A 20,711-nucleotide genomic window follows, 5' to 3' on the forward strand; every position below is an offset into this window, starting at 1 on the left:
CCGGCCCGGGCAGGAAGCGGCGCCGGCGCTGCGTCAGCCGTAGACGATGTCGCGCTGCAGGTCGAGCGCAATGAGCCCCATTTCGCGGGTGAGCTGCAACATCGAGCGGCGTTCGAGGCGCGAGCCCATGAAGCTCGTCACGTGGCCGTCGGGCTCCGCGGTGAACTGGAACACGGCGCCGCCCGTGCCGAACCACGCACCCGGCACGTCGGGCGATTCCTGCCAGTCGATCTGCGCGAACACGCGTGCGATGCCCGCGCGTATCAGGTCGCCCGGACCGATCGGCGGCGCGATGTCGCCCAGGTCGTCGAGCGAATAGGGGCCGGGTTTGTTCGGCTTCCGATAGAAGAGATAGTCGACGTTCATGGGGCGCAATCGCAGGCAAAGCAACAAATTAGCGCGCTTCGGGATAAATTCATATCGGATACGGACGAAATGTGGCCTGTACGAGACAAGAGGGACAGATCGAAAGCGGCCCATCTGGGTGCGCGCGGGTTCGTCTAAGATGACACCTTTCTCAAAATCTGAAGACCCGGACACCATGGAGACGAACGCAAGCGCCACCCCGCAGTCCGATCATCCCGTTTTCGTGCTCGTGCACGGCGCCTGGCACGGCGCGTGGTGCTATGCGCACGTTGCGGCCGCGCTGGCCGAGCGCGGCCATCTGTCGATCGCGCGCGACCTGCCCGCGCACGGCATCAACGCCCGCTTTCCGGTTTCCTACTTCACCCGCCCGCTCGACAAGGATGCGTTCGGCGCCGAGCCGTCGCCGGTCGCGAACACGACGCTCGACGATTACGCGACGCAGGTCATGCAGGCGGTCGACGACGCGTACGCGCTCGGCCACGGCAAGGTCGTGCTCGTCGGGCACAGCATGGGCGGCCTCGCGATCACGGCGGCTGCCGAACGCGCGCCCGAGAAAATCGCGAAGATCGTCTATCTCGCGGCCTTCATGCCCGCGTCGGGCGTGCCGGGCCTCGACTACGTGCGCGCGCCCGAGAACAAGGGTGAGATGCTCGGCCCGCTGATGCTGGCGAGCCCGCGCGTCGCCGGTGCGCTGCGCATCGATCCGCGCAGCGGTGACGCCGCGTATCGCGAGCTCGCGAAGCGCGCGCTGTACGACGACGTGCCGCAAGCCGACTTCGAAGCCGTCGCGAACCTGATGACCTGCGATGTGCCGGCCGCACCGTTCGCGACCGCGATCCCGACGACGGTCGCGCGCTGGGGCGCAATCGACCGCCACTACATCAAGTGCCTGCAGGATCGCGTGATCCTGCCCGCGCTGCAGCAGCGCTTCATTGACGAAGCCGACGCGTTCGCGCCCGGCAACCCGACCCACGTGCACCAGCTCGACAGCAGCCATTCGCCGTTCATGTCGCAGCCGGCCGTCCTGGCCGGCGTGCTGGCCGACATCGCGAAAAGCTGAGCACGGCACGCGCGGGGCGCATCCGCTGCGCGCGCAGCAGGGCGGTGCGGGTGAGCCTACGCGTAGGCCACCGAGCGGTCGCGCCCGAGGCGCTTCGCGCGATAGAGCGCGGCGTCGGCCTCGTTGACGAGCACGTCGCAAGTGGCCGCGCCCGCCTTTGCACACGCGCCGCCGACACTCGCCGTCACCGGCACGCTGACGCCCTCGGCATCGACCGGCACGCTGCCGATCGCATCGCGCACCTTGTCGGCCACGAGCATCGCCTCGTCGAGATTCGTGCACGGCAGCAGCAGCGCGAATTCCTCGCCGCCGAAGCGACCGAACGTATCCTGCGCGCGCACGATCGACGCGACGCGGCGCGCCGTCTCGCGCAGCACGGCGTCGCCGGCCGCGTGCCCGAAACGGTCGTTGATCGTCTTGAAGTGGTCGAGGTCGAACAGCAGCACCGACATGTCGCCGCCGTAGCGCTGCCAGCGCGCGAATTCGTCGCCGAGCCGCGCCTCGAAGAAGCGCCGGTTCGCGATGCCGGTCAGGCCGTCTCGATTCGCGTGTTCGCGCAGCTTCGCGACCGCTTCCTCGCGTTCACGCTGCATCACGCTCACGTGCGTGACGTCCGAGATCGTCACGCACACGGCTTCGACGTCGCGGCCGCGCGTGAGCGGCATGAACGTGCAGTCCTGCTGCATGTAGTCGACGCCGCCCGTGATCGGCCGGTCGTGCTCGAAGCGGAACAGGTAGGGCCGCTGCTCCCACGAACTGAACGCGAAGCTGCCGAGCTGGAACACGCTCTCGAGCTTGCGCGACAGCCACGCGCGCGGCAGGTCGGGAAAACAGTCGAACAGGTTGCGGCCGATCACGTCGGCGGCCGGGATGCCGCTGTGGTCCTGCATGAAGCGATTCCACATCAGCACGGTCATCGCGCGGTCGAGCACGAACAGGCCGAAGCCCACCCGCTCGATCACGAGATCGCTCAGCGACGGGGCAGCGGCCGTCATAGCGCGGACAGCAACGCGTCGAGCGCGTCGCCCATCAACCGGATCGAATCCTCGGCCATCAGCATCACGAAGTGAGCCCGGAACGCGTGGTCCTCGAGCCCGAAGTTCACCTCGAGCAGCAATGCCACGCTCCATGCCAGCTCGGTCGGCTGGAAGACGTCGTCGAACGACACGTTCGCGCCGAGCAGCCCCGGCGGAAAGAACACGGGCTTGCGCCCGAGCTCGTCGAGGATCGATGCGACGCAGGCGCCCATCAGCACGTTCGCGACGTCGAACACGACTTCGTCGGGTGTCGCCATCCCGCCGTACACGCCTTCGCCGAACGTGCGGTCGACGACCGACATGAGCCGCGCGATGCTCGCGGTACGGCACAGCACGATCGCCTCGCCCTTGATGTCGGAACGGAAGCCCTGGCGCACGGCGGTCACGTTGTCGTAGATGCCCGTCATCTCGCGCAGCGCATCGCCCGCGTCGGTCGCTTTCACGACCCGCACGCGCGGCACCGACAGTTCGATGAAGCGCCCGAGCAACAACGCGAGCCGTGCGGCGGCACGGCCCATTGCGAGGTTGGCGATCTCCTGCAACGCGTCGCGTTGCTCCGCCGTGAACACCGAGTCAGGCATACAACCCATACTCCTTGAGAATGGGCAGCAATGCCTCCGACGTCACGGGCTTGGCAACGAATGCGATCGCGCCCAATTCGCGCACGCGTGCTTGCGCCTGCGGCTGGATATCGGCGGATACCACGATCACGAACGTGTTCAGATCTTCGTGGCGCAGTGTCTCCAGCACCTGATATCCGCTCATGTCGGGCATCGTCAGGTCCAGAAACATTACGGAAGCTTTGCCGTCACGATACAGCGCCAAGGCCTCTCGACCATTCGCGGCATACGCGACATCGACGTCCCAGCCTCCCGGCAGCGCCTTTGTCAGAAGTTTGCGAGCGAGCAGCGAATCGTCGGCAATTACAATCGGCAAAGGCATGGGGCGAAGCGGTATACGGAATGGTCTCTCTCGCGTTAACGACCGCGCGGCGCACTTCTTGAGGCGCCAATGCGTTCGGGCGCGGGCAGCCGCCTTGCAACCGCGCGCGGGCGCCGCAACGCGGGCGCGCGCGACGCGCCGCGCGGCGAATGCCGGCAGGCGCAGATATCTGTCATAGGGAAAGCAAGGCGCGATTCTCGGAGTAAACCGGAGGCGATGCAACTCGCCATATTCACCATTTCGGACAGAATTGGTCCGAACATGCGCCATTCCGAAAACAGCCGCGACCATTTTCGAGATAAGCACGCAAAATTTTTCCTTGTGTACGTTTGCGCTGCCGGATTCGTCGCGTTTTCAATCTGACAATTTCCGCCTGTCGGAATCGACAGGATTACTGGCGTCCGGGTGCATCCGGGGCTGTACGGCGGGCCGTCGCAACTCGTTTATGATGGCAGGCACCTTCGCCTCACCCGCTTCCTCGATGACGTCCGACCGGCCTGCCGATTCCCACGCTCCCGCCTCCCCGCCCGCCGACGACTGGCAGGACGACGGCAACTATGCGTCCGGTGCGCCCGAGCACGATTTCGCGGTGCGGCGCGTGACGCTGATCGTGCTGCTCGTCGCGGCGATCGTGCTGCCCTGCATCTACGTCGTGGTGATGGCGTACAACGACCTGAAGACGCGCGAGGCCGCCGCGAGCGACGTGACGATGCGCACCGTGCGGGTTGCCGAGGAGCACGCGCTCAAGGTGTTCGACCTGAGCGAGACGCTCGATGCGCGCATCGTCGATCTCGTGCAGGACATGGACGACGCGACCGTGCGCAACAGGGAGTCCGACATCCATGAAGCGCTGAACACGATCGGCGGCGGCTATCCGCAGGTGGCGGCCGTGTCGATCTTCGGCGCGAGCGGGATGCTGCTCGCGAACAGCCTCTACTATCCGGCGCCCTATGCGTCGATCGCGAACCGCGACGATTTCGCCGGCATTCGCGACGGCAAGGTGATCGAACACATCTCGCGGCTGATGATGGGGCCGCTCAAGCTCGAGAACATTCCCGTGTTCAACACGGGCGTCGCGCGTCGCCATAGCGACGGTTCGTTCGCCGGGATGGTGTCGATCGCGCTGAAGTCGTCGTATTTCAACGCGTTCTACCGCGACCTGCTCGGCGGTGCGAGCACGCCGATGACGATGGCGCTCGCGCGCTCGGACGGCGCGGTGATCGCGTCGTATCCGCCGCCGCCTGCATTCGCGCATACCGATCGCGCCGCCACGTTCGGCGACGCGCGCAACGATCCGCGCGCCGGCGTCGTGCGGGTGCGCCACGACGGTGGGAGCAGCGAGATCGTCGCGTATCGCCAGGTCGGCAGTTATCCCGTCTACGTGACGTGCTCGTATCGCACATCGGCGATCTGGCGTGAATGGTACGAACACCTGAGCGTGCTGTTCCTCTCGATGTTCGCGCCGTCGGTCGCGCTGTGGTCGGTGATCTGGCTGTCGCTCAAGCGGCTGAAGGCGGAAGAGGAGGCGTGGGATCGCTGGCAGGCCGAAGCGTCGATGCGCCGGTCGATCGAATCGGCGTACCGGCAGTCGCGCAAGATGCAGGCGCTCGGCAACCTCGTCGGCAGCGTCGCGCACGATTTCAACAACCTGCTGATGATCATCTCGAGCAACGTGCAGATCGTGCGGCGGCGCGGGGTCCAGCATCTCGACAAGGAACTCGGCGCGATCGAACGCGCGCTGAAGAACGGGCAATCGCTCACGCGCCAGCTCCTCGGTGTCGCACGCAAGCAGCCGCTGCACAACGAGACGATCGACGTCGGGCAATGGGTCGGCACATGCCGCGAACTGCTGAAGACGTCGCTCGGTTCGAAATCGTCGCTGGTCGTCGCGATCGAGCCTGGTGTGTGGCCGATCCGCGTCGACGTCGCGGAGCTCGAACTCGCGGTGATCAACCTCGCGGTCAACGCGCGCGACGCGATGGCGGCCGGCGGCCGCTTCACGGTCGGCGCGCGCAACGTGACGCTGCGTCGCGAGGACGGCTTTCCGCTGACCGGCGATTTCGTGCAGATCTCGCTCGACGATACGGGTTCGGGCATGGCGCCCGACGTGCTCGCCCGCGCGTTCGAGCCGCTGTTCACGACGAAGGCTCAGGGGATGGGGACGGGGCTCGGCCTGCCGCAGGTATTCGCGTTCTGCGAACGCTCGGGTGGCCTCGCGACGATCGACAGCGCGGTCGGCGCAGGCACGTCGGTGCGCCTTTACCTGCCGCGCGCGCGCGCCGAGGATGTCGTCGCACGGCCGCCGGCGGTCGCGCACGACGCGGGCACGGGCACGGGCGCGCTCGCCGGCCTGCACGTGCTGCTCGTCGAGGACAACAGCGAAGTCGCGGCCGGCACCGAAGCGCTGCTGTCGCTGCTCGGGCACCGCGTGACCTACGCGCCCACCGCCGACGACGCGTTGCACCTGATCGAAGGCGCCGCTGCGAACGACGCGTTCGACCTCGTGATCTCGGATATCCACATGCCGGGCCGCTTGAACGGCATCGACCTCGCCGAAGCAGTCGAGAAGCGGCCGGAGAAGCTGCCCGTGATTCTCGTCACGGGTTACGCGGAGGAACTCGACCGCACGCGCACCGTCAACGTCCGCGTGCTGTCGAAGCCGTTCGACATCGCGCTGCTCGACGAGATCCTGCTGGGCATCCGCGAAGCGCGCGACGCACGGCACGCGCGGCACACCGGCACGTGACCCGCTACGCGCGGGCCGGCGCCGGCGGCATGAACGGGGCGACGCTCAGGCCGACTTCAGCAAGCGCACCCAGCCCGTGTAGCGATCGACGAAACCCTGCAGGAACTTGCGGGTGTCTTCGCTGACGATCTGGCCCTGATCGTCGATGCGTGCCGGATCGTGCTTGATGAACATCTCGGGCTGCCCGAGCGTCTTCACGTCGAGGTACGCGAGCACGTTGCGCAGGTGCTGCTGCGCGAGCGCGGTACCCGTCGCACCCGGCGACGTGCCGAGCACCGCACCCGGCTTGCCCGACCACGAATTGGAACCCCACGGGCGCGAGCCCCAGTCGAGCGCATTCTTCAGCACGCCCGGAATCGAGCGGTTGTACTCGGGCGTGAAGAACAGCAGCGCATCGGCGGCTTCGATCGACTGCTTGAAGCGCTTCGCGACTTCCGGGAAATCCGCGTCGTAGTCCTGGCTGTACAGCGGCAGTTCGCCGATCTCGACGAACTCGAACGAGAAATCGGCGGGGGCGAGCGAGATCACGGCGTGCGCGAGCGCGCGGTTCCACGAAGCGCGACGCAGGCTGCCGACGACCACGGCGATGCGATAGGACATGACATTCTCCTTCCGGTGAGTGAGGAATCGGATCGATTGCTTCCGAACGAGCGACAAAGGTCTGTTTATAGGCAAGCCAGCCCGCGAACCGCCCCACGGGGCCGCCCGGCCGACTTTCCACAAGGTTTTCCACAGAAATTGTGGATAACTTGGCCGTTATGATCGGACGTTACACATTGCCCGCCGCGTGTCGAAGTCGACACACGACACAGGGTTCGGCAAGCATAGCGCAGCGCGTCGACCGGTTTCGTGAATTCGCGACGGAACATGCATTGCAGGCGGGCACCGCGCCCAGTAAGCTGCTCGCACCGCGACGCGCCCGCTCGGTGGCGCACGCGATTGCCTCGAGACACCGCAACCCAGACATGCCGTCCGAATACGACGATCCCGCCTATCTCGCGCAACTGCGGCGCGACCTGCTGCGCTTCGCGCGACTCCAGCTCCGCGATGCCGACGCGGCCGAAGACGCCGTGCAGGAAGCGCTCGCCGCCGCGTGGTCGCACGCGGGCGATTTCGCCGGGCTGTCGGCCCACAAGACCTGGGTGTTCGGCATCCTGCGCAACAAGCTGATCGACGTGCTGCGCGCGCGGCAGCGGACGGTGAGCTTGTCGGCGCTCGATGCCGAGCTCGACGGCGAATCGGTGCTCGATCGCGAGCTGTTCAAGGAAAACGGGCACTGGGCCGCGCATGCGAAGCCGCGACCGTGGCCGCGCCCGGAAACGCTGTTGCAGCAGCAGCAGTTCTGGACGCTGTTCCAGACCTGCCTCGACCACCTGCCGGAGCAGATCGGGCGCGTGTTCATGATGCGCGAATTCCTCGATGTCGAGATCACGGACATCTGCAGCGAATTGACGCTGACGACGAATCATTGCAGCGTGCTGCTGTATCGGGCGCGCACGCGCCTGCGAACCTGCCTCAGTGAAAAAGGACTGACGACCGAAGATGCTGCCGGGGAAATGTACTGACGTGACGCGACTGCTGTCGGATGCGCTCGACCGGCATCTGACCCTGCATGAGCGCCTGCAGGTGCGTGTACACCTGCCGACCTGCAGTGGCTGCAGGGCCTATCGCGGTCAGATCGCGCTGCTGCGGACGGCCGCGAAAGCGGCGGCGGGGCGGGGGCCGGACGACGCTGATGGGTCGTCCGGGGAAGGCTAGGGGCGGCTCGCCCGGCTGCGATCGCCCGGGTGGTGGTCGCATGGTGTTCGGCGATCGTGTCGGCTTCGAATGCCGATGTTTGTTTGCGCCGGGCCGACGCAATCAGAAAAATACGGCGGGCAAGAATTATTCAAACAGCGCCCGCACCGATTCGGGCGGCCGGCCGATGGCGGCCTTGCCCCGATAAACGACGATGGGCCGCTGCAGCAAAATCGGATGAGCGGCAATCGCCGCGTAGGCTTGTGCGTCGGTCAGATCGGCGCGGGCCAGATTCAGCGTCTTGTACGGTTCCTCACCGTCGCGCAGCATGTCTCGAACCGGGCGGCCAAGCTGCCGATGCAGTGCTTCCAGATCCTCTACCGTCGGTGGCGTCTTCAGGTACTCGACGACATTCAGGGGCGCACCGGTGGTATTCAGCGACTCGATCAAGGCAAGCGTCTCGCGCGACTTCGAGCATCGGGGGTTGTGGTAGATCGTGATCATCGTTCAAGCCTGGAGGGTAGAGCCCCGTATTGTAGCCAGTCTGAATCGGGTGTCCGGGCGGGGAGGTTGGCGCGGGATGGCGGGATCTCGAGTGGATTCGCTGCTTCGCAGAAGCAGGTGGATGAGGCAGTGCGACAGGCCATGAGAGGGGAGTGCTGTTCGGGATGTGCTTCACGGCGTTGCGTTGATGTGTTTATGCGCATAAAGGTGAGCAGCTTTCTTTCTGTCACGGGATGACGGATCGAGGTGCCATACGCCGGATCAATACGATGGGCGTTTCTGACCGGAAAGGAGGGGGGCGGTTGCGTCGCACGCCGGTTGGTTTATGCGCATAAAGCGCTTGATTGCCGGGTGAGGTACCTCTCGATTCGCGGCGCGGTAGCTGTGGAAACGTCCTCATGTGGATGGGGGAGCTACGTCGACATGCCCGCTGGTCAATCGCCGCGCACTGGATTCCGGAGCAGTCGGGACGTGATCCTTCGCCGCTTGCCGCTTGCCGCTTGCCGCTTGCCGCTTGCCGCTTGCCGCTTGCCATCGCCATCGCCATCGCCATCGCCATCGCCATCGCCATCGCCATCGCCATCGCCATCGCCATCGCCATCGCCATCGCCATCGCCATCGGCCGCAGTTTATGCGCATAAACGAGGCGCCCAAGGGGGCGGGTTATGCCGACGCACTCGGGTTCAGTGGCACGCCTCAACGCGGATTGTTACGGGCCAGGACATACCGCTCACACTCCACTCTCAGAAGAGTCGCTCCCTCGGTCGCGCGATCGACAGCCACGGTTTCAGCGGAGTTTATGCGCACAAACTCTCCAGCTCTCGGCCCAAACCGCCTCATCGAACGGAAAGGACAACGCGCCACGATCCCGCGGCAACTCGCTATTCACACCGACGACGCCACACTCGATGACTCAAACCCCGTCCCGTTCATCGACGTTGCAGGCACGTGCCACACCCTCCAATCGAGTCACTCGCCATCTCCGGTTCGTTTATGCGCATAAACCGATAGCCCGAATGGCCAATGCGTAGTTGTCGAACGACAATTTCATTGAAATTCAAATATCGTCCTGTAGAATTCCAACGACCAAAATAGGAGTGAAAATTGGCCGCGGAAATCATTGCAGTCACTCAACAAAAAGGTGGCGTCGGCAAAAGCACGATTGCCATGCACCTCGGTGCCGCGTTCCATGAAAAAGGGAAGCGCGTCCTCGTCATCGACGCAGACCGTCAAAACACGCTGGTTCACTGGTCGAGCGCATCCGGCGACAGCGAAAACGGCATCCCGTTTCCGGTCGTCAACCTTGCCGAAGCCGATGGCCAGATCCATCGCGAGATCAAGAAGTTCATCAACGACTACGACATCATCGTCGTGGACTGCCCGCCGTCGATCACCGAGAAGGTGTCGGGCGTCGTCCTGCTGGCCGCATCGATTGCCGTGATTCCGACGTCGTCGTCGCCGGCTGATTACTGGTCGAGCGTCGGGCTGGTCAAACTGATCCAGCAGGCGCAGGTCATGAACGAAGACCTCCGCGCAGTCTTCCTGCTGAACAAGACCGAAGAGAAGCGCATGCTGACCCGCGAGCTCAAGCGCGCGCTCGAGGAACTCGGCTTCCCGTTGCTGAAAACGCAGATCCCGACCCGGGAGGCGTACAAGCAGGCGATGGCGCTCGGTCAGACCGTGCTGCAGATGAACGATCGTGGCGGCAAGCTGGCCGCCATGGAAATTCGCGCATGCGCCGACGAAATCGTCGCGATGCTGCCCTGACTTTATGCGCACAAAGGAGTCACATGAAACCCTCCCAATTTGCCAAAGGATTCCAAGCGCGCCCGGATATCACGACGAGCGAGAAGCGCACGGCGCTCGATCGACTCAATGCGATCGACGGCATCGTCAAGTCCGAGACCCCCACCCCGGCGCCGACCAAATCCGCGAAGAAAGACACCGCGCCGCAGCCCGCTCCCGAACTCACGCTCGATCCGTCGATCGATGAATCGGCGCAATATCGTGCGTGGCGTCTCGAGAACCGCTATGCGCCCGGGCAGGTGATCGAGCTGTCGCTGAAGGCGATCAAGCATAGCCCGTTCAATCCGCGGCACTTCTATCTGAAATCGTCGATTGCCGAACTCGCAGTCAACCTCGCGAAGCAAGGGCAACAGCAGGCGATCCACGTGATTCCGGACTATGACAATCCGGGCACGTATTTCGTCAGCGATGGCGGCCGCCGCGTGCGGGCGCTGAAGGAAGCCAACAAGGAATCGGTCAAGGCGATCGTGATCGACGTGCCGATCGGCATCCAGAGCTACAAGCTCGGCTACGATCTCAACGTCCAGCGCGATTCGCAGACGGTGTTCGATAATGCCGTCGTGTGGCGCCGCTTCCTCGACGACAAGCATTTCCAGAGCCAGAAGGAACTCTCCGAGCACCTCGGCCTCGACGAATCGACGGTGGCCGTCGCCCTGTCGATCGGCAAACTGCCGGAAGCGATCATGCAGGAAATGGTCGCGCGCCCCGATCGCTTCGGTTCAAACATGGCGTATCAGGTCGGCCGCTATCACAACGCGCGCGGCACCGAGGCCACGCTGCGGTTGATCAACAAGATCGTGTCGGACGATCTCAGCACGCGCCAGGTGTCGGACATCGTCAAGGGCCGCGTCGCGGCGCAGGAAACGCCGAAGGCTGCCGGCCGTCAGCGCTATGCGCAGCGTCTCGAGATCAAGCTTGGCGGCAAGTCGGTCGGCGACCTGAAGTCGTATGGCGAAGATCGCATCGAACTGCGCCTGCGCGGCCTCCCGAAGGACAAGCGCGACGCGATCCTCGAGCAGCTCGAGCGGATGCTGTTGTCGGAGTGATGGAAACGGCCGGCTGGGCCTGGTGAAGATGCCGGGCCCGCCAACCGAGGGCGGGGCCGGCGGCGGCCCGTCAGCGGGCCTGAGCGGGCCTCAGGCGGCCCGCGACTGGTTCAGCGTGAACGACAGCAGGTCGCCGTCCGTCGGCTCGCCCCAGGTCTTCTGGGCCAGCCAGTCGAAAAAGGCCGTCTCGGCCAGCTTGGAATCGAGGCCGCGCTTGCGCCAGTCGTCGCGCAGATGGGTGCCCATCGTCGGCAGCGCCTCCGACTCGAACGACTCGCGCGCCACTTCGCGCTCGGCGTCGCCCTGCTCTTCGTACAGCACCTTCGCTTCCTTGCGACGGAACGCAGCGAACTCGCTCAACAGGCGCGCCTTCAGATCGTCCGGCTGGGCCGCCGCCATCTTCGCAGGCGGCGTGCCGGCAGGCAGCGCGTCGACCGATTCGACCGGCGGCGCATAACCCTTCTTCAGCGCATCCTTGAACAACGCCGGCGCGCTGCGCACCGGCGGCAGCGTCGTGCTGCGCATCCGCTGCTCGGTCATCTGCAGCGCGGCACGAATGCGGTTTTCCTCGCTGTCCGCATAGAGCGTCTGCGCTTCCTTCAGCGGGATCCCGATCTTCACCATCCGGTCGACCAGCGTGCTGTCGAACACGTTCGGATGTTCGTCGAGCGCGAGCATCGGCTGCTTGCGCTCGGTCACGCGGAACTGGATCTCCGCGACCCGACGCCCTTCACGGTGTTCGATCAGCTCGACGAAGATGTTGGTGACCGCATTGACTTCCGCGATCGCGGGACGCAGATAGTCGCGCTTGAAGTACTTGTACTCGCGTTTCGCTTCGTCGCCGGCTTCCGTGTCGGGCGTGCCCGACAGGATCGGCCGCCACCATTCCCACGGCTCGCGCATCGTCAGGTGGCTCGGGTTCGTCAGGTAGCGCACGCAGATTTCGTACAGCGCGAGGCCGGCGCTGCTGCGCAGCTGGCTCTGGAACTGCAGGCTCAGGCGCGCATACTGGACCGGGTCGAGCAGCTTTTTCTTGATCTTCGGCGCGAACGAGAATTCGACCCACACGCGGCGGGTCGCCGGATCCTCGAGAATTTCGGCGTCTGCGATCAGCGTCGAGATCCCCCACTTGCGTCCCGGCTTCTGGCTCGACGTCCCCGTGCTCCATTCGACCTGCACCGACACCATGCGGCGCAGGTGTTCCTTCACCAGCGCGGTGTCGTTCGAATCGAAGGCGGAGTTGGCGACGATGTCCGAGAGCAGCGCGCGATACGTATCGCCCGAGTCGTCGGCCTGCTGCGCCACGGCCAGCAGGACATTGAACAGCTTGCGAGTGAGGAGCGTGATCTTGCCGCTCTTCGGCTGAATTGCGATCGCCTCGACGGCCTTACGCAATTCGGCTGAACTGGCACTCACCACATCCACATCGGTTTTCTTGGCGCGCTTCGTCGTGGCCATACGTCGGGTCGGAGGAGAAGTTTTCCGGAAGGATAGCGTCTGCGGTGAAGTGCGTCCAGAACGACATGCTCACCATAGCGGGTGAAGTGCGCGTGTAAAACGGCACTCACCCCAGGCGCTCCCGAAAACCCTCACCAGTCAGGATTTGCAGCGTTCCGGACTCGTCCAGACGTGCTGCGGGATGCGCCGATTCACAGAATTTCACCTGTGCACGGAACGTGCGAAATGTGCTCCCGTATCGGCTCACCTTTCGATTTGTCGTAATTTTACGACTGCGCTGCCGGAAGTTCGGCACAGGGTTGCGATCCCACCTCATCGCGCTTCCCGATCGACCCGCTCAGCCCTGTATGCATGTACAGGCGCGACCCACCGCGCGATCGTGATCGGGCCGGCCACCCCGGAAGACGCCCGCCAAACCGGCCCGCGCGACCCGAACGAGCCTGCTGTGTCGGCCCGGGCGCGCATTGTACAGCGCACAAACCGTATCGGGTCCCGAAAAAACTCACCTTGAGCACAGCATGTTCATTCGTCTGGATACCGACGAATGCCCGGCACGCGCGGGATTCGCCACCAGAGCCTCCCGAAAATGCTCACCTTACCGAAAAATCGCTGGGCCGCCTCTGGCACGGAAATGGCTCCCGAAAAATCTCACCGTAACTGACGCGGTATCAAAAACCTCAATGCCTTCCGATACTTATGCACAGAAGGCATTTGGCTGTGCGACGCCGACATCCCCCGAAAAGCCTCACCTTTCGATGGAAATCCGTCATACGACAACGGTGTGTGGCCCCCCGAAAAATCTCACCTGTGCCAAAAAGAGGCACAGCAAAAACGAGATTTCTTCCAGTCCTGGCGGGCTTTTCGGCCAATTTGACCGTCCACGGATCCCGAAAAGCCTCACCTTTGACCATTTTTCGGGCAAATTCCATTCCCGAAAAGGCTCACCTGTGGCCCGAATCACAGCCTGTGATCCATGCCCCGAAAAAGCTCACCTCAGCGGGATCCGGGCAGGAAAACCCGGATTTCCCTCCCGAAAAACCTCACCTTTAGTGCATCACAGGCCCACGAGAGCACTTTTGCTGTGCAAAATGGCGTCCGTTTCCCGGAAATCCTCACATCAAACGCCCGCGGAGTCCCGTGAAACCTCACCTTTCACAGAAACTGCCTAAAAGATGGGCAGAATCGGGGCACAAAGAAGGTCCCGCAAATTCTCACCTATGTCTGCACAGGCAGAAAACTGTGCAGTCAGGCACAGCGCGGGTTCTGTGGCTGTGAGGCCCCGAAAAGCCTCACCTTTGGGAAATCTCGTGTTTCACTGTGATCCCGAATCCGCTCACGACCTTTCCCGCAACGGCTCACGCAGCTCCCTGAACCCCATCACTTCAGCTCCCGCAGAAGATCACCTTGGCTCCCGTAAAACTTCACCTTGTCGGCCGGAAAGCCTTGCAGCATAAGGCTGTGCCGTGGCGTTAACGTTTTTAACTAAGGGTTCAAGGGTGTTTACTTCTAATACTCTCAAGACATCGGCTGCAGAGTTTTCCACAGACACCCCAACCCCTGAACACCGACAGGCAACCGGATCCGCGGTCATGTGAAACAAATGCCAAAATTCGGGATCGACAGGAAAACGCTTGTACGACAAGGACTTGGCTAACTTTCTTCGCTTTGTTTCACGGAATCCTGGACCACAGTCGCCCAGATCCGCTCACAGACCCGATTTCTGTGCGAAGCGACGTAAATTCACAACGCCGAGCCGAAAAAAGTATCAATAAGTACGTATTTCGTTATGATTGCCACACTTCAATGTCTGTGAGCACAGCGATGACCCTGGACGAAATACGCCAAACCATTCGGGACGAACTGGAATCGCTGCGTGCAAAAGGTGCGCGGCGGCAGGAATTGTCGCTGCATGCATGCAAGCGGTTGTTCTTCGATCTTGGCATCCGGCCGTCGGCTGCCAACGTCCGCGATCTCACTCAGACCGGGAGCGCCAGCGATATCCCGAAAGACATCGACCATTTCTGGGAGCGTATCCGTTCCGCCTCCAAGGTCAGGCTCGACGGTGCCGCAATTCCGAAAGCCGTCGAGGAAAAAGCCGGCGCGTTGCTCGGGGCACTCTATGAAGAAGCGTTGAAAGCCGCGCGAGACAGCCTTGACGTCGATCGCGAACAGGTCCGCGCCGACGTGGCCGACGCCGAACAGCGGTTGCGCGACGCAATCGTCCGCCAGGAGACGCTCGAAGGCGCGCTCGCACGTGGCGAAGCGAAAAACGAGCAATTGCAGGCGCGCGTGACCGAACTCGAAGTCCAGCTCGCATCGCAAACGACGCACGGTTCGGCAAGCGAAGCGACGTTACTCACCACAGTCGCTCGACTGGAGAAGGAACTGGCTGCGGCGGTCGGCCGTGTCGAAGCCGAGCAGGCGCAGAACGCCACGCTGCGCGACCGCATCGATGCGCTTCAAGCCGAACTGCAGCAGCGCACCGAGCACTACGCGCAGCAAATCAAGGATGCGGTGGCCGAAGCCGAACGCCGCGTGAAGCCGATGCTGGTCGAGCTGGATTCGTTGCGCAGCACGGCGTCGACCTACCAGAACGGCTTACGCGACGTTCAGCGCAAGGAATTCGATTTCCTGCAGCAATTGAGTGCGGCCAAGGCGCGTGCCGACCGGCTCGAAGAACAGTTGCGCAGCCAGGGAGACGAACTGGAACGCGCGACGCGCGATGTGAGTTTGCTGCGCGCGAGCCGCGGAATGAATCCGGAAATCGCCGCGCTGATCCGCCGCCTGGCTGATGCCGGGCAACTGGATGCGGAGGCGTTTGCCGCGATCGGTACCTCACTGGATCAAGAGACGCCGGTACCGGCTCATTGCCCACATTGCGACGGCGAGCCCGAGCTGTCGCACGGAAAAGAGGGTTTTGAAGTGGCCTGCCCAGAGTGCGAACACGCTTCTGGCGCATGGCCATCCCGATTGGAAGCCGTCGCCCGCTTTGTGCGCACGTGACGCAAGGGGCGGCTGCATCGCACAGGTGAGACGATCCGGGAAACCAGAGGTGAGGTTTTTCGGGAGCGATTGAACGGTGAGGCTGTGCCACACAAGGCTGCTCACGGGTCGCTTGGCGTGAGCAGCCGTTTGAGGATCAGTGAGTTTCGTCGATGCCCGACGCGTCACCGTCGGCATTGTTGTCGGCCAGACCGTCGCGCCAGTTCTTCCATGCGCGATGCAGGCGGTTCGACGAGATCGGTCGCATGAAGCCCAGCCATTTGCCGACTCGTTCGGGCGGAACGTCGTGTTCGAACAGTTCGGCCGCGTAGGTATTACGCAGGGTTTGCGGGCTGGCGCGCGCGGTGCGTGACGACGTGAGCCCGGCGGATTCGACGATCGCGTCGATGGCGCGCAGCATCGTCGCCTTGTGCATCGGCCGCCCGGCATGGGATGCGGGGAACACGAGTTCGCCGGGAATCTCCTGGCGCTTGCGTTCGGTGAGCCACGCTTCGAGCAGGGCGATCGCGAACGACGCCAGATGGGTTTCGCGCGAGAAATCAGGGTGCGTCGACTCGATCTGAAGTGACGTTCCGGCCGTATTGATGCAACTAATCGTAAGTGCGCGAGCTTCACCGGTTTTAATGCCGGCGCCAAGGAACGCGGCAACGAGCGCGCGGTCGCGCCGCTCTTTCCAGTACGCGGAACCGGATACGCCGATCGGCGAAAACAGGTACGTGAGCAACGTCGCGCGCTCGGCAGGCGTGAGGAAACCGGTAGGTTCGTTGTCGCGAGCCTTGCGCCAGTTCGCTTCGCCATCCTGAGCAATGAACCGGGCCGGGTTGGTCGACGCGTATTCGGTGCGCCGGATATGGTCGAGCACACGCTCGATCAGCCGAAGATAGCGCATTCGCTGGGTTTTCCGGATCGGAAGCTCGCCGACGAAATTCGCAATGGTTGCCGTATCGACCGTCGCCAGATTCTTCTGGTGCGTACGCAGCCACGTGAGAAACGCGCCCCATTGCGCGCGATAGACGTCGGCCGATGAGCGACGATAGTCCTGCATGGCGAGCCATGCATCGAATGCGGCTTCGGGAGAGGCGATCCAGTCGGACGCGCCGCGGTCGAACAGGTCCGTTTCTTCCGGGCGTGCCGGGGTGTCGGGAGAGGCGGGAAGGGACATGTGATTTATTCCGTTAGTTGCGTATATGGTAGCCCTTTCCGCAACGTCTCGGGCATCAAGAGGCAAGGGGCAGGACAAGGCCGCCACGCGTGACGGCCCGGGCGGGCAGTCAGTCGCCCCACGCCTTGGACGGGCGGTGAGCCCGCTCGCGAGGCGCGGTGTCATTGGAGGTTGACGCGGCTTCGTACGCGAGCACCGCGAACGAAAATACGGCGGGTAGCGCGTTCGAGCGCCCGAAGTCGATCGGATCGTCCGTTTCGGGAAACGTCATGTCCGACGGCCGTTCGAACAATTGACGCATGCCGGCCTCGTGCCGGCTGGCAAAGCCGAGATCGGCAAGCGCCTCGGCTTCGATCGCGTGCAGCAGGCGCCACGTCAGCGGCACGCGCTGGCGGATATAACGCCCGGCGATATGGCGAACGATCAGCTCGAGGTCGTGCGCGGCAGCCTTGAAGCTGAGCGCGGCCAAATCTTGTTCTTCTGTCATTGCAGGCTCCTGTCGACCGGGCAGGCGCCTCGGTGCGCCGGCTCCAGCCCATGCATGGCGGAATGTCCGTATACTGTACAAACATACAGTGTTTTCCGCAACTGGCCTGCAATCGGCCTTTCGGCCGGCTATCCTCGCCGTCAGCGGTGTATCACGATCAGGAGTGCCCGCGCCTCGGCCTTGCCGGGATTGCGGATCGCGTGCGGCTCGTCGGCCGGGTAGCGCGCGGTGTCGCCTACCTTCAGGCGCCGGCTTGCCGCCGCGGCTTCGATTTCCATCGCGCCCTGCAGCACGGTCAGGTGCTCGCGCGTGCCGGGCTCGTGGGCGTTCGATATCAGTGCGCCGCCGCCCGGCAGCGTCAGCTCGTACCACTCGAACTTGCCGGCGAGGTCGATCGGGCCCCACACGCGCAACTGGTATCGGCCGTCATGGCCGGCGAGCGTCGGAATGTCGTGCGGGCCGTCCACGCGGATCGTCTCGGGCGCCTTCGGTTGCGAGAACAGCTCGTCGAGCGTGATGCCGAGTGCGTTCGTCAGCCGCCACGCCACGGCGATCGTCGGGTTGGCCTTGTCGCGTTCGATCTCGGAGAGCATCGATTTCGATACGCCGGCTGCGCGCGACAGGTCGTCGAGTGTCAGCTTGCGTTCGTTGCGCAGCCGCTGGATCTGCTCGCCGACACGCGGCGGCGTGGCGGCCGGCGGTTGCGGTGCGGCGCTGGCAGGCGTGCGCCGCGAACCGGAGGAACTTGCCATTTGGATTCCGTTCGCTTAGAGTTGTTCGGTATTTCGAATTCTAGTTCGGAATATCGGATAAATGCGGTCAACCGAACGACCGACTATAACAGTAGCAGGCCGTTGCGCCGCCGCCACGAGTGGCGCGTTGCGGAATGCGAAACCCTGTCAGGAGCTTTGCGATGCGTGATGCCTTTCTCGCCCAGGTGCGCGGGACGCTGGACCAGATCCGCGCGGACGGTTTTTACAAGACCGAGCGCGAGATCGCGAGTCCCCAGGCGGCAGCCGTGCGGCTCGCCGGCGGTGCCGGCGTGCTCAATTTCTGCGCGAACAACTACCTGGGCCTGGCGAACGATCCGCGCCTGATCGATGCGGCGAAGGCCGGCCTCGACCAGGACGGCTTCGGCATGGCATCGGTGCGCTTCATCTGCGGCACGCAAACCGTGCACAAGCAACTGGAAAGCGCGCTGGCCGCCTTTCTCGGCACCGAGGACAGCATCCTCTATTCGAGCTGCTTCGATGCGAACGGCGGGCTGTTCGAGACGCTGCTCGACGAGAACGACGCGGTGATCAGCGACGAGCTGAACCACGCGAGCATCATCGACGGCATCCGTCTCTGCAAGGCGAAGCGTTTCCGCTACAAGAACAACGACCTGTCCGACCTCGAGGCGAAGCTGAAGGAAGCCGATGCAGCGGGCGCGCGCCACAAGCTGATCGCGACCGACGGCGTGTTCTCGATGGACGGCATCATCGCCGACCTGAAAGGCATCTGCGATCTCGCCGATCGCTACGGCGCGCTCGTGATGGTCGACGATTCGCACGCGGTCGGCTTCATCGGCACGCACGGCCGCGGCACGCCCGAGCACTGCGGCGTCGAAGGCCGCGTCGACATCATCACGGGCACGCTCGGCAAGGCGCTCGGCGGCGCATCGGGCGGCTATGTCGCCGCGCGTCGCGAAGTCGTCGAGCTGCTGCGCCAGCGCTCGCGCCCGTATCTCTTCTCGAACACGCTGACGCCGAGCATCGCCGCGGCATCGCTGAAGGTGCTGGAACTGCTCGGCAGCGACGAAGGCGCGAAGCTGCGCGAGCGTGTGCGCGAGAACGGCGCGCGGTTTCGCAAGCAGATGACCGAAGCCGGCTTCACGCTCGTGCCGGGCGCGCATCCGATCATCCCGGTGATGCTCGGCGATGCACAGCTCGCGACGAACATGGCCGACAGGCTGCTCGGCGAAGGCGTCTACGTGATCGGCTTCTCGTTCCCCGTCGTGCCGCGCGGCCGCGCCCGCATCCGCACGCAGATGAGCGCCGCGCATACGCCCGAACAGATCGACCAGACGGTCGCCGCGTTCGTGCGCGTCGGCAAGTCGCTCGGCGTGATCTGACGGAGGCGCGACCATGAAAGCACTGGCAAAGCTCGAACGCGGCCCCGGCCTCACGCTCACGCGCGTGAAGCGTCCCGAAGTCGGCCACAACGACGTGCTGATCAAGATCCGCCGCACGGCGATCTGCGGCACCGACATCCATATCTGGAAGTGGGACGACTGGGCGCAGAAGACGATTCCCGTGCCGATGCACGTCGGTCACGAATATGTCGGCGAGATCGTCGAGATGGGGCAGGAAGTGCGCGGCTTCGCGATCGGCGATCGCGTGTCCGGCGAAGGCCACATCACGTGCGGCTTCTGCCGCAACTGTCGCGCGGGGCGCCGGCATCTGTGCCGCAACACGGTCGGCGTCGGCGTGAACCGCGAAGGCGCGTTCGCCGAGTATCTGGCGATTCCGGCATTCAACGCGTTCAAGATCCCGCCCGAGATCTCCGACGATCTCGCGTCGATCTTCGATCCGTTCGGCAACGCGACGCATACGGCGCTGTCGTTCAACCTCGTCGGCGAAGACGTGCTGATCACCGGCGCGGGCCCGATCGGCATCATGGCTGTTGCGATCGCGAAGCACGTAGGCGCGCGCAACGTCGTCATCACCGACATCAACGACTACCGGCTGGAACTCGCGCGCAAGATGGGCGCGACGCGCGCGGTCAACGTCGCGCGCGAGTCGTTGCGCGACGTGATGACCGACCTGCACATGACCGAAGGCTTCGACGTCGGCCTCGAAATGTCGGGTGTGCCGAGCGCGTTCACGAGCATGCTCGAGGCGATGAACCACGGTGGCAAGGTCGCGCTGCTCGGCATTCCGCCCGCGCAGACGGCGATCGACTGGAACCAGGTGATCTTCAAGGGGCTCGAGATCAAGGGCATCTACGGCCGCGAGATGTTCGAGACCTGGTACAAGATGGTCGCGATGCTGCAGAGCGGCCTCGACCTGTCGCCGATCATCACGCATCGCTTCGCGGCCGACGATTACGAGAAAGGCTTTGCCGCGATGCTGTCCGGCGAGAGCGGCAAGGTGATTCTCGACTGGACGGCCTGAGTGCCGCGGGGCAGTGCTGCGTGTTCGCCGCCTGCCCCGCTTTCGTTTACGTCTGCGTTTCCGAGGCCGAAACGCACGAATCCGGGCTCAAGGTGAGATTATTCGGGAGCTGTGATGGCGCGCCGAATCGCGACACGATCGCGCATCGGTGAACTGCAATCGCACGTTCACTTCACCTGACGGAAGCTGCGTCGCTTTCCGC

The 20,711-nt window shown here is 64.0% G+C and carries 20 protein-coding genes; 10 read left to right on the top strand and 10 right to left on the bottom strand.

What is annotated here, in order from left to right; genetic code table 11:
* Positions 1-33: 33 nt before the first annotated feature.
* The gene (locus AB3K92_RS07750; RefSeq protein WP_027790205.1) at positions 34-366 is read right to left on the bottom strand and encodes a hypothetical protein; all 333 of its coding nucleotides are present in this window, start codon (positions 364-366) and stop codon (positions 34-36) included.
* 175 nt (positions 367-541) lie between these two features.
* Here AB3K92_RS07750 and AB3K92_RS07755 point away from each other — a divergent pair, with 175 nt between their 5' ends.
* On the top strand, positions 542-1,426 hold the full coding sequence (locus tag AB3K92_RS07755) for an alpha/beta fold hydrolase (protein ID WP_318827594.1): 885 nt from the start codon (positions 542-544) through the stop codon (positions 1,424-1,426).
* Between the two features lie 56 nt (positions 1,427-1,482).
* On the opposite strand, the gene AB3K92_RS07760 is transcribed toward AB3K92_RS07755, so the two are convergent.
* From AB3K92_RS07760 to AB3K92_RS07770, 3 genes are read right to left on the bottom strand one after another with little or no spacing between them, the layout of a single operon-like run.
* Positions 1,483-2,421 carry a GGDEF domain-containing protein gene (locus AB3K92_RS07760; protein ID WP_021161392.1) on the bottom strand — a complete coding sequence of 313 codons (939 nt, stop codon included), beginning with the start codon at positions 2,419-2,421 and terminating at the stop codon, positions 1,483-1,485.
* Positions 2,418-3,044 carry a chemotaxis protein CheC gene (locus tag AB3K92_RS07765; RefSeq protein WP_021161391.1) on the bottom strand — a complete coding sequence of 209 codons (627 nt, stop codon included), beginning with the start codon at positions 3,042-3,044 and terminating at the stop codon, positions 2,418-2,420. The genes AB3K92_RS07760 and AB3K92_RS07765 overlap by 4 nt, the downstream gene beginning before the upstream one ends.
* Positions 3,037-3,405 (bottom strand): response regulator, encoded by a 369-nt coding sequence (locus AB3K92_RS07770; RefSeq protein WP_021161390.1) that lies wholly within the window; start codon positions 3,403-3,405, stop codon positions 3,037-3,039. Before AB3K92_RS07770 ends, AB3K92_RS07765 begins: the two co-directional genes overlap by 8 nt.
* 481 nt (positions 3,406-3,886) lie before the next feature.
* Between AB3K92_RS07770 and AB3K92_RS07775 the strand changes: the two genes are divergently transcribed.
* On the top strand, positions 3,887-6,151 hold the full coding sequence (locus tag AB3K92_RS07775) for a hybrid sensor histidine kinase/response regulator (RefSeq protein WP_042976295.1): 2,265 nt from the start codon (positions 3,887-3,889) through the stop codon (positions 6,149-6,151).
* 45 nt (positions 6,152-6,196) lie between these two features.
* Here the strand turns inward: AB3K92_RS07775 and AB3K92_RS07780 are convergent, their stop codons facing one another.
* A complete protein-coding gene (locus AB3K92_RS07780; protein ID WP_011353625.1) occupies positions 6,197-6,751 on the bottom strand; it encodes an NADPH-dependent FMN reductase in 555 nt (184 codons plus the stop codon).
* Positions 6,752-7,116: 365 nt separating this feature from the next.
* Between AB3K92_RS07780 and AB3K92_RS07785 the strand changes: the two genes are divergently transcribed.
* Together AB3K92_RS07785 and AB3K92_RS07790 are read left to right on the top strand one after the other, a co-directional pair.
* Entirely contained in the window at positions 7,117-7,716 is a 600-nt protein-coding gene (locus AB3K92_RS07785; RefSeq protein WP_042976293.1) for an RNA polymerase factor sigma-70, read from the top strand.
* Entirely contained in the window at positions 7,694-7,909 is a 216-nt protein-coding gene (locus AB3K92_RS07790; protein ID WP_059553207.1) for a zf-HC2 domain-containing protein, read from the top strand. Before AB3K92_RS07785 ends, AB3K92_RS07790 begins: the two co-directional genes overlap by 23 nt.
* Before the next feature lie 126 nt (positions 7,910-8,035).
* Here AB3K92_RS07790 and arsC read toward each other — a convergent pair whose 3' ends face one another.
* The gene (arsC, locus tag AB3K92_RS07795) at positions 8,036-8,392 is read right to left on the bottom strand and encodes an arsenate reductase (glutaredoxin) (protein ID WP_111999542.1); all 357 of its coding nucleotides are present in this window, start codon (positions 8,390-8,392) and stop codon (positions 8,036-8,038) included.
* A 398-nt stretch (positions 8,393-8,790) separates the two neighbouring features.
* Here arsC and AB3K92_RS07800 point away from each other — a divergent pair, with 398 nt between their 5' ends.
* From AB3K92_RS07800 to AB3K92_RS07810, 3 genes are all read left to right on the top strand, one after another.
* The gene (locus AB3K92_RS07800) at positions 8,791-9,033 is read left to right on the top strand and encodes a hypothetical protein (RefSeq protein WP_369464763.1); all 243 of its coding nucleotides are present in this window, start codon (positions 8,791-8,793) and stop codon (positions 9,031-9,033) included.
* Between the two features lie 463 nt (positions 9,034-9,496).
* The gene (gene parA, locus AB3K92_RS07805) at positions 9,497-10,159 is read left to right on the top strand and encodes a ParA family partition ATPase (protein WP_021163725.1); all 663 of its coding nucleotides are present in this window, start codon (positions 9,497-9,499) and stop codon (positions 10,157-10,159) included.
* A gap of 23 nt (positions 10,160-10,182) precedes the next feature.
* The gene (locus AB3K92_RS07810) at positions 10,183-11,244 is read left to right on the top strand and encodes a ParB/RepB/Spo0J family partition protein (RefSeq protein ID WP_021163724.1); all 1,062 of its coding nucleotides are present in this window, start codon (positions 10,183-10,185) and stop codon (positions 11,242-11,244) included.
* A gap of 90 nt (positions 11,245-11,334) precedes the next feature.
* Here the strand turns inward: AB3K92_RS07810 and AB3K92_RS07815 are convergent, their stop codons facing one another.
* A complete protein-coding gene (locus AB3K92_RS07815; RefSeq protein WP_059495289.1) occupies positions 11,335-12,702 on the bottom strand; it encodes a replication initiation protein in 1,368 nt (455 codons plus the stop codon).
* A gap of 1,821 nt (positions 12,703-14,523) precedes the next feature.
* On the opposite strand from AB3K92_RS07815, the gene AB3K92_RS07820 reads away from it, so the two are divergent.
* Positions 14,524-15,705 (top strand): DNA-binding protein, encoded by a 1,182-nt coding sequence (locus AB3K92_RS07820; protein WP_059552575.1) that lies wholly within the window; start codon positions 14,524-14,526, stop codon positions 15,703-15,705.
* A 136-nt stretch (positions 15,706-15,841) separates the two neighbouring features.
* On the opposite strand, the gene AB3K92_RS07825 is transcribed toward AB3K92_RS07820, so the two are convergent.
* The 3 genes from AB3K92_RS07825 to AB3K92_RS07835 form a co-directional block, all read right to left on the bottom strand.
* Positions 15,842-16,867: a tyrosine-type recombinase/integrase gene (locus AB3K92_RS07825; protein WP_021163721.1), complete on the bottom strand. Its 1,026-nt coding sequence runs from the start codon at positions 16,865-16,867 to the stop codon at positions 15,842-15,844.
* Between the two features lie 109 nt (positions 16,868-16,976).
* Positions 16,977-17,354: a DUF2471 family protein gene (locus AB3K92_RS07830; protein WP_021163720.1), complete on the bottom strand. Its 378-nt coding sequence runs from the start codon at positions 17,352-17,354 to the stop codon at positions 16,977-16,979.
* Positions 17,355-17,494: 140 nt separating this feature from the next.
* Positions 17,495-18,106, bottom strand: coding sequence for a helix-turn-helix domain-containing protein (locus tag AB3K92_RS07835; protein WP_021163719.1), 612 nt, complete (start codon positions 18,104-18,106; stop codon positions 17,495-17,497).
* A 161-nt stretch (positions 18,107-18,267) separates the two neighbouring features.
* Between AB3K92_RS07835 and AB3K92_RS07840 the strand changes: the two genes are divergently transcribed.
* Both AB3K92_RS07840 and tdh read left to right on the top strand, forming a co-directional pair.
* Positions 18,268-19,467, top strand: a complete 1,200-nt coding sequence (locus tag AB3K92_RS07840; RefSeq protein ID WP_048021161.1) for a glycine C-acetyltransferase — start codon at positions 18,268-18,270, stop codon at positions 19,465-19,467.
* Positions 19,468-19,480: 13 nt separating this feature from the next.
* A complete protein-coding gene (gene tdh, locus AB3K92_RS07845) occupies positions 19,481-20,509 on the top strand; it encodes an L-threonine 3-dehydrogenase (protein ID WP_021163717.1) in 1,029 nt (342 codons plus the stop codon).
* The last annotated feature ends 202 nt before the right edge of the window (positions 20,510-20,711 follow it).

This window comes from Burkholderia sp. Bmkn7, from assembly GCF_041103175.1.
Lineage (GTDB): Bacteria > Pseudomonadota > Gammaproteobacteria > Burkholderiales > Burkholderiaceae > Burkholderia > Burkholderia cepacia.

Bases quoted from the DNA above. Each gene is read 5' to 3' on its own strand.
- AB3K92_RS07835 (WP_021163719.1), bottom strand. From the start codon at position 18,106: ATGGCAAGTTCCTCCGGTTCGCGGCGCACGCCTGCCAGCGCCGCACCG.
- AB3K92_RS07775 (WP_042976295.1), top strand. From the start codon at position 3,887: ATGACGTCCGACCGGCCTGCCGATTCCCACGCTCCCGCCTCCCCGCCC.
- AB3K92_RS07760 (WP_021161392.1), bottom strand. From the start codon at position 2,421: ATGACGGCCGCTGCCCCGTCGCTGAGCGATCTCGTGATCGAGCGGGTG.
- AB3K92_RS07790 (WP_059553207.1), top strand. From the start codon at position 7,694: ATGCTGCCGGGGAAATGTACTGACGTGACGCGACTGCTGTCGGATGCG.
- arsC (WP_111999542.1), bottom strand. From the start codon at position 8,392: ATGATCACGATCTACCACAACCCCCGATGCTCGAAGTCGCGCGAGACG.
- AB3K92_RS07810 (WP_021163724.1), top strand. From the start codon at position 10,183: ATGAAACCCTCCCAATTTGCCAAAGGATTCCAAGCGCGCCCGGATATC.
- AB3K92_RS07785 (WP_042976293.1), top strand. From the start codon at position 7,117: ATGCCGTCCGAATACGACGATCCCGCCTATCTCGCGCAACTGCGGCGC.
- AB3K92_RS07840 (WP_048021161.1), top strand. From the start codon at position 18,268: ATGCGTGATGCCTTTCTCGCCCAGGTGCGCGGGACGCTGGACCAGATC.
- AB3K92_RS07770 (WP_021161390.1), bottom strand. From the start codon at position 3,405: ATGCCTTTGCCGATTGTAATTGCCGACGATTCGCTGCTCGCTCGCAAA.
- tdh (WP_021163717.1), top strand. From the start codon at position 19,481: ATGAAAGCACTGGCAAAGCTCGAACGCGGCCCCGGCCTCACGCTCACG.
- AB3K92_RS07825 (WP_021163721.1), bottom strand. From the start codon at position 16,867: ATGTCCCTTCCCGCCTCTCCCGACACCCCGGCACGCCCGGAAGAAACG.
- AB3K92_RS07765 (WP_021161391.1), bottom strand. From the start codon at position 3,044: ATGCCTGACTCGGTGTTCACGGCGGAGCAACGCGACGCGTTGCAGGAG.
- AB3K92_RS07820 (WP_059552575.1), top strand. From the start codon at position 14,524: ATGACCCTGGACGAAATACGCCAAACCATTCGGGACGAACTGGAATCG.
- AB3K92_RS07750 (WP_027790205.1), bottom strand. From the start codon at position 366: ATGAACGTCGACTATCTCTTCTATCGGAAGCCGAACAAACCCGGCCCC.
- AB3K92_RS07755 (WP_318827594.1), top strand. From the start codon at position 542: ATGGAGACGAACGCAAGCGCCACCCCGCAGTCCGATCATCCCGTTTTC.
- AB3K92_RS07800 (WP_369464763.1), top strand. From the start codon at position 8,791: ATGTGGATGGGGGAGCTACGTCGACATGCCCGCTGGTCAATCGCCGCG.
- AB3K92_RS07830 (WP_021163720.1), bottom strand. From the start codon at position 17,354: ATGACAGAAGAACAAGATTTGGCCGCGCTCAGCTTCAAGGCTGCCGCG.
- AB3K92_RS07780 (WP_011353625.1), bottom strand. From the start codon at position 6,751: ATGTCCTATCGCATCGCCGTGGTCGTCGGCAGCCTGCGTCGCGCTTCG.
- AB3K92_RS07815 (WP_059495289.1), bottom strand. From the start codon at position 12,702: ATGGCCACGACGAAGCGCGCCAAGAAAACCGATGTGGATGTGGTGAGT.